The following is a 17,337-nucleotide window of genomic DNA, read 5'->3' as shown; positions in this document are numbered from 1 at the left end:
TTGCTCACTCATCAAGTATTGCTGCTACACAGAAATTTGCCAGTTACGGTCTGGGTTAACTGTCTAATCCGCTGATAAATGAAATAATATGCTGGCAGAAGGCGTCAGGATGAGAAATAAACGGCGCATGTGCGGCTTTGTCTGTCACAACAGAAGGCGATGCCGGTAACTGTTGGTCAAGCTGTTGCGCAATGCGACGGGGTACCAGACCATCCAGCGCGCCATAGATGCGCAGAAAAGGCAGCGAAAGCGTGGCAAGCCTGTCACGTAAATCGCATTCACTCAGAATCTGCAGACCACCATTCAGCACCGCTACGTCGGGCATCTGCTGTGACAGCACAATGTCTTTCAGCTGGCGTGCATCGGCGCGGGCGCTTTCCGAGCCCATGGTTTGCAGAGCCAGAAAACGCTCAACGGTACGCTGAAAGTCCTGACTCAGCTGCTGCTGAAAGTTATGTAAGGTTAAAGGGGCAATCCCAGGCCAGTTATCGCGGGCGGTAAAGCAAGGTGACGAGGCGACGGTAATCAGGGCACGTAATCGTTCGGGGACGCTCAACGCCAGCTGCGTGGCAACCAGCCCGCCCAGAGACCAGCCCAGTACAGTGGCGCGCGAGGGCAGATGCGGCTCAAGCACCTGTGCCATCGCTTCCAGCGACATTGCCGGGAATCCCTGGCTGCGGCCATAACCGGGTAAATCCACTAAGTGCAGACGGAAATGCGTGCTGAGTCGCGGCACGATGTTTTGCCACACTTCCGCATTCAGTCCCCAACCGTGCAGCAGCACAAGATCGTTATCTCCTTCGCCGCAGGTATGCCAGTAAAGTGAGCTCATCCGTTATGCTTCCATCATTCATTAATAAGGAGGCCACTATGCTACCAATGCCCGCCCTGTGTTGGCTATGCCAGTTGCCGCTACGTCTTGCCCGGCACGGCATTTGCTGTGTCTGTCTGCGCCAGTTGCCCCGCCTGCCCCCGTTATGCCCGGTGTGCGGTCTGCCTGCCGCTTCTGGCAATCTGACCTGCGGGCGCTGCCTGCGTCACCCGCCGCCCTGGCAGACGTTAGTCTGCGTCAGCGCCTGGCAGCCCCCGCTCAGCACATGGGTAAACCAGTTAAAATTCTCCGGGACGACCGCACTAAGGGTGATGCTGGCGCGTTTGCTTTTGTTAAGCTGGTTGAATGCGTACCGTAGCAAACGGACGAGCCGTCCCGATCTGCTGATGTGTGTTCCGCTGCATTCACGACGCTGCTGGTGGCGCGGCTACAATCAAACGGTCCTGCTGGCCGCACCCCTGGCTCACTGGCTGGGCTGTGCATTCAGTCCGGCGTTATACCGACGGCGCGCAGGTGCCGTTCAGCATCACTTAAGCGCCCGCCAGCGTCGTCGCAACTTGCGAGGAGCGTTTCATCTTGAAGCCGATGTCACCGGACGCCATATCGCCCTGATCGATGATGTGGTCACCACCGGCAGTACGGTCAAAGAAATCAGCCGGCTGCTCCGGGCGCGAGGCGCAGCCAGCGTGCACATCTGGTGCCTGTGCCGTACCTTGTAGAGCCCGAATGATGGGCGTATTATAACCAACTAAATTAGTCAACTATTGAGCAACTGACATGATCCGAATTACTGATTCTGCCCAAGAGCATTTTTCAAAACTGCTGTCTAAACAAGAAGATGGCACCCAGATTCGCGTATTCGTGATTAACCCGGGTACGCCAACGGCCGAATGCGGCGTGTCATACTGCCCACCCGATGCGGTTGAAGCCACGGATACTGAACTTAAGTTTGAAAAACTGTCCGCGTATGTTGATGAACTGAGCGCGCCCTATCTGGAAGACGCTGAAATTGACTTCGTCACCGATAACCTGGGCTCGCAGCTGACGCTGAAGGCGCCTAACGCTAAGATGCGAAAGGTTTCTGACGATGCGCCACTGGTTGAGCGCGTTGAGTACCTTTTACAGGCGCAGATTAACCCACAGCTGGCCGGACACGGCGGACGCGTTTCGCTGATGGAAATCACCGACGACGGTTTTGCTATCCTGCAGTTTGGTGGCGGCTGTAACGGCTGTTCGATGATCGACGTTACCCTGAAGGATGGCATTGAGAAAGAGTTGCTGGCAGCCTTCCCGCAGTTGAAAGGCGTGCGCGATATTACTGAGCACCAGCGTGGCGAGCACTCGTTCTACTGATGTTCACGCGCGACAGCACCGCTGTCGCGCGTTCCCGTTATCCCGCCTTTCGCCGTTTAGTCACGGTTTTCAGTAGCTTATTGACGTCATCATCGGCAAAGATGCTTTCCAGTGGCTGCACCAGCTTGCGGCGCCAGTTGGGATATTGATCGACGGTGCCCGGCACGTTAACCGGCGTGGTCATGCCCAGCCAGTCCTCAGGCTGCAACCCAAGCAGTGCACTGTTAGTATCCGCCAGAAAGCGGTGCACAGACTGATTCAGACCGGGCGTCATCGCGAGCGACGCCGCCTGTTTTGCGCTCCGTGCCGGCACCGCGCCCGCTTTATGTAGCGCATCGAGCAGCGCCTGCTTTTGCTTCAGTCGCTGCTGCTGCAGGTTGAGGACAGTTTTTTTATCGGGATAAAGCCCAAGCTCCTCGCCGAGCTGCAAATCGCCGCCACTCCAGAACCCTGTCAATGTGGGCAGATCGTGCGTGCTGGCGCTGGCGATTGACTGCCGTGGATAGGCCCGGGGCGCGCGATACTGGCCCTGCCTGCCCTGTTCAAACCACAACACTTTCCACGAAAAGACGCCACTGTCGCGCAGCAGACTGACGATCTCTTCAGGCACGGTACCTAAATCCTCACCGATCACCATACAGCCCTGTCGGTGGCTTTCCAGCGCCAGAATACCTAACAGATCGTGAACCGGATAAGCCACATATGCCCCTTTATCCGCCGTTTCACCCGCCGGTACCCACCAGAGGCGCAGAAGCGCCATTACGTGGTCGATACGTAGCGCGCCGCAGTCACGCATATTCGCACGCAGGATGTCGATAAAGGGCTGATAACCTCTGGCCTGCAGAACATGGGGATCCATCGGCGGCAGCCCCCAGTTTTGGCCCAGCGGACCAAGCCGATCGGGCGGCGCGCCGATGGACGCTTTCAGCCGGTAGAGCTCTGGATCGTGCCAGGTTTCAGCGCTGCCTTCTGCTACGCCGACAGCCAGATCGCGGTACAGGCCGACACTCATACCCAGCGCCTGACTGCGCGCCCAGCACTGCGAAAACTGCTGCTGCGCCAGCCACTGCAACCACTGCCAGAAAGCAATCTCCTCGCCGTGCTGTTCGCACCAGTTCTGCACCTCCGCGGAGCGGCAGTCACGCCAGCTTTCGGACCAGGCAGGCCAGCCTGTCAGCGCGGAGCCTTCACGCTGCATGTCTGCCTGCAGACCGTCATAAACGGCCTGATAGCGCAAACTGTCGCCCCCTTGCTGGATAAATTCGGCAAAGCGTTGTTTCTGCTCATCTTCCGCACGCCGGGCCTGGAACTGAGTCCAGCTATGGCGCAACGCCGTCAGCTTCAGCGCCATCACTGCATCGTAATCCACCCACTCACTTTCCCGGGCCTTGCTGAGTGCTTTTTGGGTTTTCGCGCTTTTCCACCACTTTTGCGCCGCGCGGCTCTGCTGGAAATCCTCTACCTGTGCCACATCAATATAGATGATGTTTAACCAGCGACGGGACGACGGACTGTAAGGGCTGGCAAAAGCGGGGCTGGCCGGATAGAGCGCGTGCAGGGGATTCAGGCCGACAAAATCACCACCGCGCGCGGCAAGCTGCTCCAGCAAATATTCCAGATCGCCAAAATCACCAATGCCCCAGTTTGTTGCTGAACGCACGGTATAAAGCTGAACCAGCGCGCCCCAGCGTTTCTCTCCGGCACGCAAGGCCGGGGGGAGATAACAGCGGCGCGGCGCGACGATCACTCTCGTCTGCCACGTACGCTTGCCCTTGCTCAAGGTAAGCTGGTGATAACCCTGTCCCAGAGGAGAAGGCAGCGTAAAGGGTGCACCACCTTCGAGTGTTCCGCTAAAAGTTTTGCCTTTCTCTGTCTGCAACTGCCAGCTTATGCGACCGTCAATCTGTGGCGCCAGCACGCGTTGGCGATTACCGCTGAAGACCACAACAGGCGGCAGCGGTGATTTGCTGGCTTTCTGCGGATTTTCCATCACGGCAAGCAAGGCACGCTTTGTCTCATCGCTGATCGCTTCCGGTTCACCGTTCGCATTGAAGTACGTCAGCGCTATTCCTGCCGCCAGTGCGGCTTTATCAAGTGAAGAGGATGTCATCGCAATTCCTTAGCGTTGCGCCTGCCAGATGCGCTGTTGGTAGTCCCGAATCGAACGATCCGAACTAAAAAACCCGGCTCGTGCCGTATTGAGAATGGCGGCGCGCGTCCAGGCTTCCTGATCGCGCCATAACGCCTCAACGCGTTTTTGCGCATCGACGTAAGCCTGATAATCCGCCAGCACCAGCCAGGGATCGCCATTTTTTGTCAGACTCTCCAACATTAGGTCGAATGCATGCTTATCGCCATTACTGAACTTCCCTTTTTTCAGAGACGTCAGTAATTCATCCAGCTCTTTGTTATGCTTGCGGATCTTTTGCGGCTTGTAACCTGCCGCTTTAAGCGCCTTAACCTCATCCACGGTATGGCCGAAAATAAAGATGTTCTCTTCGCCGACCTGTTCGGCGATTTCTACATTCGCCCCATCCAGCGTGCCAATAGTGAGTGCGCCATTTAATGCCAGCTTCATGTTGCCTGTGCCTGAGGCTTCGTAGCCCGCTGTGGAGATCTGCTCCGACAGATCGGTAGCAGGGATCAGGTATTCGGCTGCCGTAATGCGGTAATCCGGCATAAAGACGACTTTGAGTTTGTCGCCAACAAGCGGGTCGTTATTCACCACGTCTGCCACCTTGTTGATGGCATAGATAATGTTTTTTGCCAGGTAATAACCCGGTGCGGCTTTGGCACCAAAGAGAAACACGCGGGGAATCATGCTGGCATCATCGGGATTATCGCGAACGCGTTTATAGCAGTGCAGAATATGCAACAGGCCTAAATGCTGACGCTTATACTCATGCAGTCGCTTGATCTGCACATCAAAGATCGCTTCTGGATTAACAAGGATGCCGGTGCGCTGCGCAATGTAGGTAGCCAGACGCGCTTTGTTATGGCGCTTAACCGCACGGAAGCGCTCACGGAAGGCAGGATCATCCGCACAGGGCTCCAGGCCCTGTAGGGCCGTCAGATTACTGACCCATTCGCATTGAAGCGTATCGTCAATCAGGCTCGACAGTGCGGGATTACACTGCTTAATCCAGCGGCGCGGCGTGATGCCGTTCGTGACATTGTGGAATTTTTGCGGCCAAAGCTGATGGTACTCGGGGAAAAGATCGGTCACGACCAGGCCGGAATGCAGGGCCGCCACGCCATTCACTGCAAAACCGCTCACCACGCACAGGTTTGCCATGCGCACCTGACCATCGGCCACCACTGCCAGCTTCTTCCATATCGCTTTATCACCTGGCCAGCGCTGTTTAACCTGCTGTTTCAGGCGGCGATTGATCTCTTTGATAATGACCATATGACGCGGCAGCACACTGCGCATCAGCTTTTCATCCCAGCGTTCCAGCGCTTCAGGCATTAAGGTGTGATTGGTATAGGCAAACACGCGGCTGGTGATATGCCAGGCCTCATCCCAACTCAGCTGATGCGCATCCAGCAATACACGCAGCATTTCCGGTATAGCGATAGTGGGATGCGTATCGTTTAGCTGGATCACTTCATGATCTGGCAGGGCATGGATACTGCGCCCTGCCTGATGATGACGTCGCAAAATATCCGCCACTGCGCAGGCACACTGAAAATATTGCTGCATCAGGCGCAGGCGTTTTCCCTGTGGGTGATTATCGTTGGGATAAAGCACTTTGGTCAGGCTGGCGGCATCAATCCCCTGCTGTTCAGCCTGTAAAAACTTACCATCGTTAAACAGCGTCAGGTCAAAAGGATGTTCGCTGGTGGCTTTCCACAGCCGTAACGGCAGCGTCACCCCGTTACGGTATCCCGTAATCGGCAGATCCCAGGCTTCCCCGCGAAGATAAAGGGCAGGTACCCATTCCAGGCGACCTTCATCGCGCTTGATCACTTTTCCACCCAGCCCGACACGCACATCCAGCGCTGCGTTATGGCGAAACCAGGGATAGGTGTCGCGCTCCCAGTCATCCGGTTCTTCAACCTGTTTGCCCTCTGCGAAGCGCTGGCGGAACAGGCCATATTGATAATTCAGCCCATGTCCGGTTGCAGGCTGGCCTGCCGTCGCCATGGCGTCCATGTAACAGGCCGCCAGCCTTCCCAGGCCGCCGTTACCTAAGGCTGGATCGACCTCTTCTTCCAGCAGTTCGCTCAGCTCAACCTGATGTTCAGCCAGCAGGGCTTTTACCTCATCAAACCAGCCCAGATTAAGCAGGTTATTGCCCGTAAGACGTCCCAGCAGAAATTCCATCGACAGATAGTTCACATGACGTTGTGGCGAGAGGGATCGGGCGGTGGGCTGCACACTGATCACATCATTCATTGCGGCACTGAGTGCCTGCCACCACTGATGCGGCGTCATTTGCCTGGCGGAGGTGTAGCCAAGATGTTGCCATTGGCGGGTTAATGCAGCCTGAAAGCGGGATTTATTGAATTTCTGCTGTGGCATATCACTCCCTTTGTATCCATATGGGTAAGGTAAACATGGCATGCGCATGGGCCGGCAACATGGCCAGCGACCGTTTTAATTAAATACGTGAGTGCGGGAAAAAGCGACAGACTGAGGTAAAAAACGCCAGTTTACTCACTGGCGGGCAGGAATTAGCAAAGTTCGAGGTGAACGTCGTGCTGTTCAATCACCTTCATGACGCTGGCGGGCGGCATTTTATCGGTATAAAGATAATCAAGCTGGCTCATATTGCCCAGGTTGACCATGGCATTACGTCCAAATTTCGAGTGATCCACAACCAGCATGACACAGCGTGAGTTCTCGATGATGGCGCGCTTGGTGCGCACCTCGTGGTAGTCGAACTCCAGCAGTGATCCGTCCATATCAATGCCGCTAATCCCGAGGATGCCGTAATCAAGGCGAAACTGTGAAATAAAGTCCAGCGTCGCTTCGCCCATGACCGCGCCGTCACGGGTACGTACTTCGCCACCCGCAATAATGACTCTGAAGTCCGGTTTGCCCATCAACAGCATGGCTACGTTCAGGTTGTTCGTCACCACGCGCAGATCGCTGTGGCCCAGCAGCGCATGCGCCACCGCTTCCGGCGTAGTGCCGATATCAATAAACAGCGTTGCGCCGTCGGGAATCTGGCTGGCAACGCGCTGGGCAATGCGCGCTTTTTCGGCCGACCACATCATTTTACGGTCCTGCCAGGCGGTGTTCTCCGAGCTGGAGGGCAAAGCCGCCCCACCGTGGTGCCGTTGAATTTTATTTTGATCGGCAAGGTCGTTTAAATCACGACGAATCGTTTGTGGGCTGACTTCAAAATGGTCGACCAGCTCCTCAGTACTGACATATCCCTGACGCCGAACCAGATCAATAATGGCGTCATGACGTTGCGTCTGCTTCACATTCCTCTCCTGTTTCGGGCTTATTCTTCTTCGTTGTGACTAGCGTTTTTTCTTGCGCGTATCAACAAATGCCATCGCCAGGCCAACCAGTAGCCCACCCACGTGCGCGGCATTGGCGATGGCCAGACCAAAGGCCCCAAACCAGCCGACCACCAGCCAGACGAGGGCAAATCCGATTAACCCGCGCTCCAGACAGATACCACTCTCAGGATCGCGTTCGCCACGCAGCCAGCAATATCCCATTAATGCATAGACCACGCCGGACAGACCACCAAACCAGATGCCGCTGAACTTTGCCTGCAGCCAGCCACTGAGCAGGGCGGAGATCAGTAAAATGACAAAAAGTTTGCCGCTGCCTAACCGTTTTTCTACCGCTCCGCCGAGATACCACCACCACATCAGGTTAAACAGGATATGCAGCAGCGAAAAATGCAGCAACGCATGACTAAACCAGCGCCAGACCTCAAAGTGCTGATCGGCATCGGGCCAGGCTAACCAGTACATTACGGTGCGATCGCCCAGCACCTGCATCAGAATAAAGACGGCGATACAGGCCAGCATCACGACGGTCGTCAATGGTCCGGCCCGCTCACGTATGTTTGCCCAGATGTTGCTGCGCTCATAGCGCAGGCCGCTGTCGGTTTTACCACTTTGCCAGCTCGCTGCCTGGTAGCGCGGATGATTGGGATCGCGCACGAACGCCTGAAGTTCGTTTTCGACCATTGAAAGCTGACTTTCATCATCCAGCACAATGACATAGTGACTTTCATGCTCAATACGCAATTTCACGCCACGCGTCGCCATGTAGTCAACAAAAGCCTGCGCCATGCGCGGCTGATTAAATTGGGTAATGCGCATTACTCACTCTCCGTGTTACGCCCGCTTATTTATTCAGCGCCGCTGGCAACCTGTTGAGGAAAGGCGGCGCGCCAGGCGTCAAATCCGCCATCTATACTGTAAGCCGTGGCAAATCCCTGACCATGCAGATAGTCCGCCGCGCCCTTACTGCTGTTGCCGTGATAGCACATCACCAGTACAGGCAGGCTCATGTCAGTGGTGCTGATGAAATCATTGAGGTTGCTGTTCGACAAATGCAAGGCGCCGCGGGCATGGCCGAGTGCAAAACTTTGCGCATCGCGAATATCCACCAGCACTGCGCCCTGCTCAAGATGCGCCTGCGCCTGGTGAACATCGATACATTGGTAGGTTTCCATGGTGTCTCTCATCATGTTTCATCATCAAAATGACAGCTAGTGTAACCCGATAATCCTCGGCAATAACCTGACAATAATTGTGGCTACTCACCTTTCCGCACACATAATGTTATCCATATCACGCAAAATTGTTTTTAAGCGGTTAAATACTGGCATCAATGTTGGTTTGCGATTATGATTATGCTCGAAAACGAACATAAGTGAACTATTCCGAACATCGGAGGAGACAACGTGGAAACCAAAGACCTGATCGTTATCGGCGGCGGCATCAACGGTGCTGGCATCGCAGCAGACGCTGCAGGACGCGGACTGTCGGTGTTAATGCTAGAGGCGCGGGACCTGGCTTGCGCGACCTCTTCCGCCAGTTCAAAACTGATTCATGGTGGCCTGCGCTACCTTGAACATTATGAGTTTCGTCTGGTAAGTGAAGCGCTGGCTGAGCGCGAAGTGCTGCTAAAAATGGCACCGCATATCGCGTTCCCGATGCGTTTCCGCCTGCCGCACCGTCCGCATCTGCGCCCGGCCTGGATGATTCGCACCGGTCTGTTCATGTATGACCACCTGGGCAAACGCACCAGCCTGCCGGGCAGTAAAAGCCTGACCTTTGGGCCGGATTCGGCGCTGAAGCCTGAAATTAAACGTGGTTTCGAGTATTCCGACTGCTGGGTCGATGATGCCCGTATGGTCGTCCTCAATGCGCAGGAAGTGGTTAAGCATGGCGGTGAAGTGCGCACCCGTACCCGCGTTACCCGCGCGTGGCGTGAAAATGGCCTGTGGATGGTCGAAGCAGAAGACATTGACAGCGGCAAAACCTTGTCCTGGCAGGCTAAAGGTCTGGTCAACGCAGCCGGCCCCTGGGTTAAGCAGTTCTTTGACGACGGGCTGGCGCTGAAGTCGCCCTACGGTATCCGCCTGATCAAAGGCAGCCATATCGTGGTGCCACGCGTTCACAATGAGAAGCAGGCTTATATCCTGCAAAACGAAGATAACCGCATTGTGTTTGTCATTCCGTGGATGGACGAGTTTTCCATCATCGGCACAACCGACGTGGAATATAAAGGCGATCCGAAAAATGTCGCTATTGACGACAACGAAATCGACTACATCCTGAAAGTGTACAACGGCCACTTTAAAAAGCAGTTAACGCCAGACGATATCGTCTGGACCTATTCCGGTGTGCGCCCGCTGTGTGATGATGAATCGGATTCGCCGCAGGCCATCACCCGTGACTACACGCTGGACGTCCGTGATGAAAACGGTAAAACGCCATTACTGTCGGTCTTTGGCGGTAAATTAACGACCTATCGCAAGCTGGCTGAGCATGCGATGGAGAAACTGGCGAAGTATTATCCCAAGGCTGGCCCGGCCTGGACGAAGAACTGCGTATTGCCCGGCGGTAATATCTCTGGCACCAGTGATGACTACGCTGCCAGCCTGCGCCGCCGTTATCCGTTTATTACTGAAAACATGGCGCGCCACTATTCCCGCACTTACGGCAGCAACACGGAACTGCTGCTCAACGATGCAACGTCGCTGGAAGATCTGGGTGAGAACTTTGGCCACGAGTTTTATGAGGCCGAACTGCGTTACCTTGTTCAGCATGAATGGGTGCGTGAAGTCGACGACGCTATCTGGCGCCGCACCAAGCAAGGTATGTGGCTCAACGAAGCCCAGCAGGCCCGTATCGCTGAGTGGCTGGCGGAGAAGGCCAAGCCGACGCTGTCGCTGGCCTCGTAACAGCGCGTGAGCGCTGAGCGTGCGGCACAACAGGTTACGGCCTGTTGTGCCGTTTTTTTTGCCTGCGCGGTCCTTTCGCTCGTTCAGATTACCGCCAGGACGTCATGTGAGCTCATCCTGAAATCCCTCATCCGCTCAGCGGGTGGGAAGGCCGCCCAACTCCCCCGCTTTGAGATTTGCGCCTGCTCAGGCGTTTTTATTGCTTTGGATACCGATAATTGATGCTTGTGCGAGAAGTCTTTTCAGGCACTGAGAAGGTTTGAGTCGCTGACAGCTTATGAAGCGCTGAGAGGGTTTCGCTCGCCAGACGGCCTGGAGTTTCAGCCAGCCCGGTGCGGGCGACCGACAAGGGGCCGCCAGCCGCCGCGGCCCCTTGACCCCGGGCTCCCGTCCTGCCCACCCGCCGCTTTGCGGTGCCTTCGCTCCTTCAGGATTTCTGCGGACCGCCAGGACGCGCCATCCGTGGCGCGGCCCGGCTCTCGCCGACGTCCTGTCGGCTCATCCGGAAATCCCTCATCCGCTCAGCGGGTGGGAAGGCCGCCCCAACCCCCCGCTTCACTATCTCTGTGTTAAAGCCACTTCCGGTGTCGCTGTAGGTGACCGGAAAGTCCTACAGTCTGCTGGTTTTGAATCAATGCCTGTTTATAAAAACTTTTTTGAATCCCACTGCACACATTCACTACAGACAACACCCGCTTTTAAAAGAAACCAGGACTGACAGGCGGGGGTTTTTCTGCCGGCATCCGGCGCGCTGAGGAGGGAACGGAGGCCAGGACGGCGCGGCAGGGATGCCGCGCAGAGGACGGCTGCGCTAGGGAGGGCGCATCCGGACGGTCCGTGAGGCCGCAGTGAGAGACGAAGGAACAGCGACGGCTGACGGCCGCCGGGATTGTTAAGGGGCTGGCGCGAGCCCCTTAACCCGGCCGCCTGCACGGACAGGCTGAAACTCCCTGTCGCCTGGCGGGCGGAAAATTCCCGGTGCAGGACCGTAATATCCCCCGCCCCGCGGCCAAACAGACAAATCCTCAGACAACACCACACCACATCAGTAACACGATCCCACAGGCAGGGGTTTCCTGCCGGCATCCGGCGCGCTGAGGAGGGAACGGAGGCCAGGACGGAGCGGCAGGATGCCGCGCAGAGGACGGCTGCGCCAGGGACGGCGCATCCGGACGGTCCGTCAGGCCGGAGTGAGAGACGAAGGAACAGCGACGGCTGCCGGCCGCCGGGATTGTTAAGGGGCTGGCGCAAGCCCCTTAACCCGGCCGCCTGCACGGACAGGCTGAAACTGCCATCGCCTGGCGGGCGGAAAACTCCCGGTGTACGACCGTAATCTCCCCCGCCCCGCGGGCAAAATATTCCCGACACACAACCGTAATCTCCCCCGCCCCGCGGGCAAAATATTCCCGGCGCACAACCGTAAACCCTCACCCCACGAACAACGCCCCAATAAAAAAGGGGCTGTCACCAGCCCCCCTCAATCTCAACTTTATCGCCAGGCTACAACCTCACCGGCGAAATATTCCAGATCTCATCCGCATACTCCTGAATCGTGCGGTCAGACGAGAAATAGCCCATGCCGGCGATGTTCATGGCGGCGCGGCGCTGCCATTCGTCTGGCTGACGATACAGTTCATCGACCTTATCCTGCGTATCCACATAACTGCGGTAATCCGCCAGCAACTGGTAGTGATCGCCAAAGTTCACCAGCAAATCGAACAGGTTACGGTAGCGGCCCGGATCCTGCGGGCTAAAGACGCCCGAGGCGAGCTGGGTCAGCACCTGGTGCAGTTCAGCATCTTCTTCATAGTACTTACGCGGGTTGTAGCCTGCCTGACGCAAGGCTTCGACCTGCGGAGTGGTATTACCAAAAATAAAGAAGTTTTCTTTGCCCACATGCTCCAGCATTTCGACGTTGGCACCGTCCAGCGTGCCAATGGTCAGCGCACCGTTGAGGGCAAATTTCATGTTACTGGTGCCCGAGGCTTCGGTACCTGCCGTCGAGATTTGCTCAGAGAGATCGGCTGCCGGAATAATAATCTGCGCCAGACTCACGCTGTAGTTAGGGATAAAGACGACCTTCAGCTTATTTTTAACCTGAGGATCATTGTTAATCACCTTCGCCACATCGTTAATCAAATGGATAATGTGCTTGGCAACGTAGTACGCCGAAGCCGCTTTACCCGCAAAAATATTCACGCGCGGCACCCACTCGGCATCGGGATCGGCCTTGATGCGGTTGTAACGGGTAATCACGTGCAGGACGTTAAGTAACTGGCGCTTATACTCATGAATACGCTTGATCTGAACGTCGAACAACGCGTTAGGATCGATCACCACATCGAGGTTTTTCGCTACCCAGACGGCGAGCCGTTTTTTGTTTTCCAGCTTGGCATCCGCCACTTTCTCAATAAAGGCCGGGTAATCGATACAGGCTTTCAGCTCGCTGAGCTGGCTTAAATCTGTCCGCCAGTTACGACCAATCTGCTCATCCAGTAATTCAGACAGAGGTGGGTTTGCCAGCGCCAGCCAGCGGCGCGGCGTAACGCCATTGGTTTTGTTGCAGAAACGGCCGGGGAACAGGCGGGAGAAATCGGCAAACAGGGACTGAACCATCAGGTTCGAGTGCAGCTCTGAAACGCCATTGACCTTGTGACTGACGACCACGGCCAGCCAGGCCATGCGCACCCGGCGCCCGTCGTTCTCATCAATGATAGAAATGCGCGACAGCAGATCCCAGTCGTCAGGATAATATTCCTGAATCGTTTTAAGGAAAAAGTCGTTGATTTCAAAAATGATGCTGAGGTGGCGCGGCAGGATCTTGCCAATCATATCTACCGGCCAGGTTTCCAGCGCTTCGCTCATCAAGGTGTGGTTGGTATACGAAAACACCTGGCAGCACACATCGAACGCATCATCCCAGGTAAATTTATGCTCATCAATCAACAACCGCATCAGCTCGGGAATCGCCAGCACCGGATGGGTGTCATTGAGGTGAATGGCAATTTTGTCCGCCAGGTTGCCCCAGGTCCGGTGCATCGTCCAGTGACGATTCAGAATGTCCTGCACGGTAGCCGACACGAGGAAATATTCCTGGCGCAAACGCAGTTCCCGACCGGAATAGGTTGAGTCGTCGGGGTAAAGCACGCGGGACACGTTTTCTGAGTGGTTCTTGTCTTCCACAGCCGCAAAATAGTCACCCTGATTGAATTTACCCAGGTTGATTTCGTTACTGGCCTGCGCGCCCCACAAACGTAACGTGTTAGTAGAATCCGTATCGTAGCCGGGGATGATTTGATCGTAGGCCATAGCCAGAATCTCTTCGGTTTCCAGCCAGCGAACCTTGGCCCCTTCGTGCTGAACACGGCCACCGAAGCGAACTTTATAACGGGTGTTGAAACGCTGGAACTCCCACGGGTTGCCGTATTCAAGCCAGTAATCCGGTGACTCTTTCTGCTCGCCATCCACAATATTCTGTTTGAACATGCCGTAATCGTAGCGAATGCCGTAGCCGCGGCCCGGCATACCGAGCGTTGCCAGCGAGTCCAGGAAGCAGGCCGCGAGGCGACCCAGGCCACCGTTACCCAGACCGGGATCGTTCTCTTCTTCCATCAACTCGGCCAGATCGAGGCCCATTTCGTCGAGCGCCAGATTGAGATCGTCGTAGATCCCCATCGCCAGCAGAGCATTGCCCAACGTGCGCCCCATCAGAAATTCCATCGACAGGTAATAAACCTGCCGCACATCCTGAGAAAGTTGCGCGCGGTTAGAGCGCAGCCAGCGCTCAACCATACGATCGCGCACGGCCAGCAGTGCGGCGTTCAGCCATTCGTGTTTATTCGCAATGGAAGGGTCTTTACCAATGGTGAACATCAGTTTGTATGCAATTGAGTGCTTTAAAGCATCAACCGTCAACGTAGGTGAAGCGTAAGTGAATGGTGTATTCATTTTCAGTTTCCCAATCCGTTACAACAAACGTTGATAAAGATCGCGGTAGGCTTGAGCGGCGACCTGCCAGCTAAAATCCATCCCCATCGCCTGACGCTGCACATAACGCCACAGTGAAGGGCGAGACCACAACACAAACGCGCGACGAATGGCCCTTAATAAAGACCAGGCATTACTGTCTTCAAAACTGAATCCACTGGCAATACCATCCGCAAGGTTTTCCAGCGAACTGTCGTTTACCGTATCGGCCAGGCCGCCCGTGCGACGCACTAATGGCAGGGTGCCATATTTCAGTCCGTAGAGCTGTGTCAGACCACAAGGCTCGAAGCGGCTTGGCACCATGATGACATCCGCGCCGCCAACAATGCGATGCGAAAACGCTTCGTGGTAGCCAATCTGTACGCCAACACTGCCAGGATGTTCCGCCGCAGCGGCCAGAAAACCCTGTTGCAGTTCGGCATCACCTTGCCCTAACAGCACCAGTTGTCCGCCCTGAGCCAGCAAACCGGGCAGCGCTTCCAGTACCAGATCCAGCCCTTTCTGTCGGGTCAGGCGGCTGATCACGGCAAAGACGGGGGCTTTGTCGTCCACCTTCAGTCCCATTGCCACCTGCAGCTGACGCTTGTTTTCCGCTTTGGCTTCCAGCGTATCGCGGTTATAGCGTGAGCTCAGCAGCAGATCATGGGAGGGATCCCAGATTGCCGGATCGACACCATTTAACACACCGCTTAAACGCCCTTCGCGCATCCGTTGGGCCAGCAGGGTTTCCATGCCGTAACCGTATTCGGGCGTGGTGATTTCATGCGCATAGGTTGGGCTTACGGCCGTCACATGATCTGCGTAAAACAGGCCCGCTTTCAGATACGAGATCTGTCCAAAAAACTCCAGGCCGTACATATTAAAAAAGGATTGTGGCAGCTGAATCTGATCCAGATGATGCGCGGAAAACAGTCCCTGATAGGCCAGGTTATGCACGGTGAAAACGGATTTTGCAGGCCGTCCACGCGCTTCAAGATAGGCACAGGTCAGCCCTGCATGCCAGTCGTGTGCGTGGACGATATCGGGCCGCCAGTAGCTGTCCAGACCGCAGCCTAACTCACAGCCCATCCACCCCAGTAAAGCAAAGCGTAAATAGTTGTCGACGTAGGCAAACTGCGATTCATCATGATAAGGACTACCCGGACGATCATAGAGATCAGGGGCATCAATAAGGTAAATGCCTACCCCATCAAACTGCCCAAACAGTAAGCGAACGGGCCCGGCAAACGTCTGCAACTCCGCCACCAACTGCGTATCCGGTATTCCTTTACGTAATGCAGGAAACGCGGGAAGTAACACTCGCGTATCTGTTCCACCCGCAATTTGTGCCTGAGGTAATGCCCCGACTACATCAGCCAGCCCGCCCGTTTTCAACAGCGGGAAAAGTTCTGAACAGACATGTAAAACCTGCATCCTCGACCTCATTAAGTTACCAGGCACGATCCTCGTGCCGATGGGTTGTGTGCCGCTTGTCGTTTATTGTCCCGCACTACTGAGTTTGGCCAGCATGGCGCGGGTTACCAGTACAATGCCTTCTTCTGAACGGAAAAAGCGGCGGCTGTCTTCATCAGGGTTTTCACCAATCACCATCCCTTCTGGCAACACACAGGCGCGGTCAATGACGCAGCGGCGCAGACGACAGGATCGGCCAACCACCACATCAGGCAGCAGTACCGTTGAATCAATGTTGCAAAATGAGTTCACCCGCACGCGGGAAAACATAACCGAATTCACGACCACCGAGCCCGAAATAATGCAGCCGCCAGAGACCAGGGAATTCATTGTCATACCATGGCTACCGGAACGGTCCTGGACAAACTTCGCCGGGGGTAAGGGTTCCATATGGGTACGAATCGGCCAGCTGCTGTCGTACATATCCAGTTCCGGTGTGACCGAGGCCAAATCGAGGTTCGCACGCCAGTAAGCCTCCAGCGTACCGACATCCCGCCAGTAAGGCGGAGCCTCGTGATCGTTTTGCACACAAGAGATCGCAAATGAATGGGCGTAGCCCTCACCACTTTCTACGACCTTCGGCAAAATATCTTTGCCGAAATCGTGGCTTGAACCGGCCTGATGCAGATCGTCCTCCAGCAAACCATAGAGATACTCGGCGTCGAAAACGTAAATCCCCATGCTGGCCAGCGATTTTGTGTCATCGCCCGGCATGGTTGGCGGCTTCGGCGGCTTCTCCACGAAATCGATTACTTTATTGTTTTCGTCAACCGCCATCACACCAAACGCGGTCGCCTCTGCGACGGGCACCGGCAGACACGCGATCGTGCAGCGGGCATCGTTCAGCACGTGATCCAGCAGCATTCTGGAGTAATCCATTTTGTAGATGTGATCGCCTGCCAGGATAACCACATACTGCGCGTTGTAACGCCGGATAACGTCGAGGTTCTGGGTCACCGCATCCGCTGTGCCGCGATACCAGTGCTCAGTGGAAAACCGCTGCTGAGCCGGAAGCAGATCAACAAATTCATTCATCTCTTCGTTGAAGATAGACCAACCACGCTGAATATGTTGGGTTAACGTATGAGATTGATACTGCGTAATGACGCCGATACGGCGAATGCCGGAGTTAACACAGTTGGAGAGCGCAAAATCGATAATGCGGAATTTGCCGCCAAAATGAACGGCGGGCTTGGCGCGTTTGGCGGTCAGATCCACCAGGCGCGTCCCGCGTCCTCCAGCGAGTACAAGGGCGATGGTTTGTGTAGGGAGCTGGCGCGCCAGCATAAGATGTTCTGCTCTTTCTAATTTAACCATGTCTGACTC

The 17,337-nt window shown here is 55.6% G+C and carries 12 protein-coding genes; 3 read left to right on the top strand and 9 right to left on the bottom strand.

Translation table 11 applies throughout. The features are described 5' to 3' along the window. Positions 1 to 55 precede the first annotated feature (55 nt). The gene (gene bioH / locus GC087_RS01820; protein WP_262959572.1) at positions 56 to 832 is read right to left on the bottom strand and encodes a pimeloyl-ACP methyl ester esterase BioH; all 777 of its coding nucleotides are present in this window, start codon (positions 830 to 832) and stop codon (positions 56 to 58) included. A gap of 38 nt (positions 833 to 870) precedes the next feature. Here bioH and gntX point away from each other — a divergent pair, with 38 nt between their 5' ends. Both gntX and nfuA read left to right on the top strand, forming a co-directional pair. Continuing rightward, complete coding sequence (gntX, locus tag GC087_RS01815) at positions 871 to 1,551, top strand: DNA utilization protein GntX (RefSeq protein WP_262959573.1); 681 nt, start codon at positions 871 to 873, stop codon at positions 1,549 to 1,551. Between the two features lie 58 nt (positions 1,552 to 1,609). Beyond that, on the top strand, positions 1,610 to 2,185 hold the full coding sequence (nfuA, locus tag GC087_RS01810; RefSeq protein ID WP_033741605.1) for a Fe-S biogenesis protein NfuA: 576 nt from the start codon (positions 1,610 to 1,612) through the stop codon (positions 2,183 to 2,185). 37 nt (positions 2,186 to 2,222) lie between these two features. Here the strand turns inward: nfuA and malQ are convergent, their stop codons facing one another. The 5 genes from malQ to glpE all read right to left on the bottom strand — a co-directional run bounded on the left by malQ (position 2,223) and on the right by glpE (position 8,835). Beyond that, positions 2,223 to 4,295, bottom strand: a complete 2,073-nt coding sequence (malQ, locus tag GC087_RS01805) for a 4-alpha-glucanotransferase (RefSeq protein WP_205958895.1) — start codon at positions 4,293 to 4,295, stop codon at positions 2,223 to 2,225. Between the two features lie 9 nt (positions 4,296 to 4,304). Next, entirely contained in the window at positions 4,305 to 6,710 is a 2,406-nt protein-coding gene (malP, locus tag GC087_RS01800) for a maltodextrin phosphorylase (RefSeq protein ID WP_324029513.1), read from the bottom strand. Between the two features lie 152 nt (positions 6,711 to 6,862). Next, complete coding sequence (locus tag GC087_RS01795) at positions 6,863 to 7,621, bottom strand: DeoR/GlpR family transcriptional regulator (RefSeq protein ID WP_006121023.1); 759 nt, start codon at positions 7,619 to 7,621, stop codon at positions 6,863 to 6,865. A gap of 39 nt (positions 7,622 to 7,660) precedes the next feature. Continuing rightward, complete coding sequence (gene glpG / locus GC087_RS01790) at positions 7,661 to 8,479, bottom strand: rhomboid family intramembrane serine protease GlpG (RefSeq protein ID WP_006121024.1); 819 nt, start codon at positions 8,477 to 8,479, stop codon at positions 7,661 to 7,663. Positions 8,480 to 8,508: 29 nt separating this feature from the next. Next, positions 8,509 to 8,835 carry a thiosulfate sulfurtransferase GlpE gene (gene glpE / locus GC087_RS01785; protein ID WP_006121025.1) on the bottom strand — a complete coding sequence of 109 codons (327 nt, stop codon included), beginning with the start codon at positions 8,833 to 8,835 and terminating at the stop codon, positions 8,509 to 8,511. 231 nt (positions 8,836 to 9,066) lie between these two features. On the opposite strand from glpE, the gene glpD reads away from it, so the two are divergent. Next, the gene (gene glpD, locus GC087_RS01780; protein ID WP_262959576.1) at positions 9,067 to 10,572 is read left to right on the top strand and encodes a glycerol-3-phosphate dehydrogenase; all 1,506 of its coding nucleotides are present in this window, start codon (positions 9,067 to 9,069) and stop codon (positions 10,570 to 10,572) included. Between the two features lie 1,500 nt (positions 10,573 to 12,072). Here glpD and glgP read toward each other — a convergent pair. From glgP to glgC, 3 genes are all read right to left on the bottom strand, one after another. Continuing rightward, a complete protein-coding gene (gene glgP, locus GC087_RS01775) occupies positions 12,073 to 14,520 on the bottom strand; it encodes a glycogen phosphorylase (protein ID WP_033738164.1) in 2,448 nt (815 codons plus the stop codon). 18 nt (positions 14,521 to 14,538) lie between these two features. Beyond that, positions 14,539 to 15,972: a glycogen synthase GlgA gene (gene glgA / locus GC087_RS01770; protein ID WP_033738165.1), complete on the bottom strand. Its 1,434-nt coding sequence runs from the start codon at positions 15,970 to 15,972 to the stop codon at positions 14,539 to 14,541. Positions 15,973 to 16,035: 63 nt separating this feature from the next. After that, positions 16,036 to 17,328: a glucose-1-phosphate adenylyltransferase gene (gene glgC / locus GC087_RS01765; RefSeq protein WP_033738167.1), complete on the bottom strand. Its 1,293-nt coding sequence runs from the start codon at positions 17,326 to 17,328 to the stop codon at positions 16,036 to 16,038. Positions 17,329 to 17,337: the final 9 nt, after the last annotated feature.

Source organism: Pantoea sp. JZ2, assembly GCF_035191405.1.
Classification (GTDB): Bacteria; Pseudomonadota; Gammaproteobacteria; order Enterobacterales; family Enterobacteriaceae; genus Pantoea; species Pantoea stewartii.
This window is presented reverse-complemented; position numbering and strand designations above follow the sequence as displayed.

Coding starts and splice junctions, on each gene's coding strand:
- bioH (WP_262959572.1), bottom strand. CDS start 832: ATGAGCTCACTTTACTGGCATACCTGCGGCGAAGGAGATAACGATCTT.
- gntX (WP_262959573.1), top strand. CDS start 871: ATGCTACCAATGCCCGCCCTGTGTTGGCTATGCCAGTTGCCGCTACGT.
- nfuA (WP_033741605.1), top strand. CDS start 1,610: ATGATCCGAATTACTGATTCTGCCCAAGAGCATTTTTCAAAACTGCTG.
- malQ (WP_205958895.1), bottom strand. CDS start 4,295: ATGACATCCTCTTCACTTGATAAAGCCGCACTGGCGGCAGGAATAGCG.
- malP (WP_324029513.1), bottom strand. CDS start 6,710: ATGCCACAGCAGAAATTCAATAAATCCCGCTTTCAGGCTGCATTAACC.
- glpG (WP_006121024.1), bottom strand. CDS start 8,479: ATGCGCATTACCCAATTTAATCAGCCGCGCATGGCGCAGGCTTTTGTT.
- glpE (WP_006121025.1), bottom strand. CDS start 8,835: ATGGAAACCTACCAATGTATCGATGTTCACCAGGCGCAGGCGCATCTT.
- glgP (WP_033738164.1), bottom strand. CDS start 14,520: ATGAATACACCATTCACTTACGCTTCACCTACGTTGACGGTTGATGCT.
- glgA (WP_033738165.1), bottom strand. CDS start 15,972: ATGCAGGTTTTACATGTCTGTTCAGAACTTTTCCCGCTGTTGAAAACG.
- glgC (WP_033738167.1), bottom strand. CDS start 17,328: ATGGTTAAATTAGAAAGAGCAGAACATCTTATGCTGGCGCGCCAGCTC.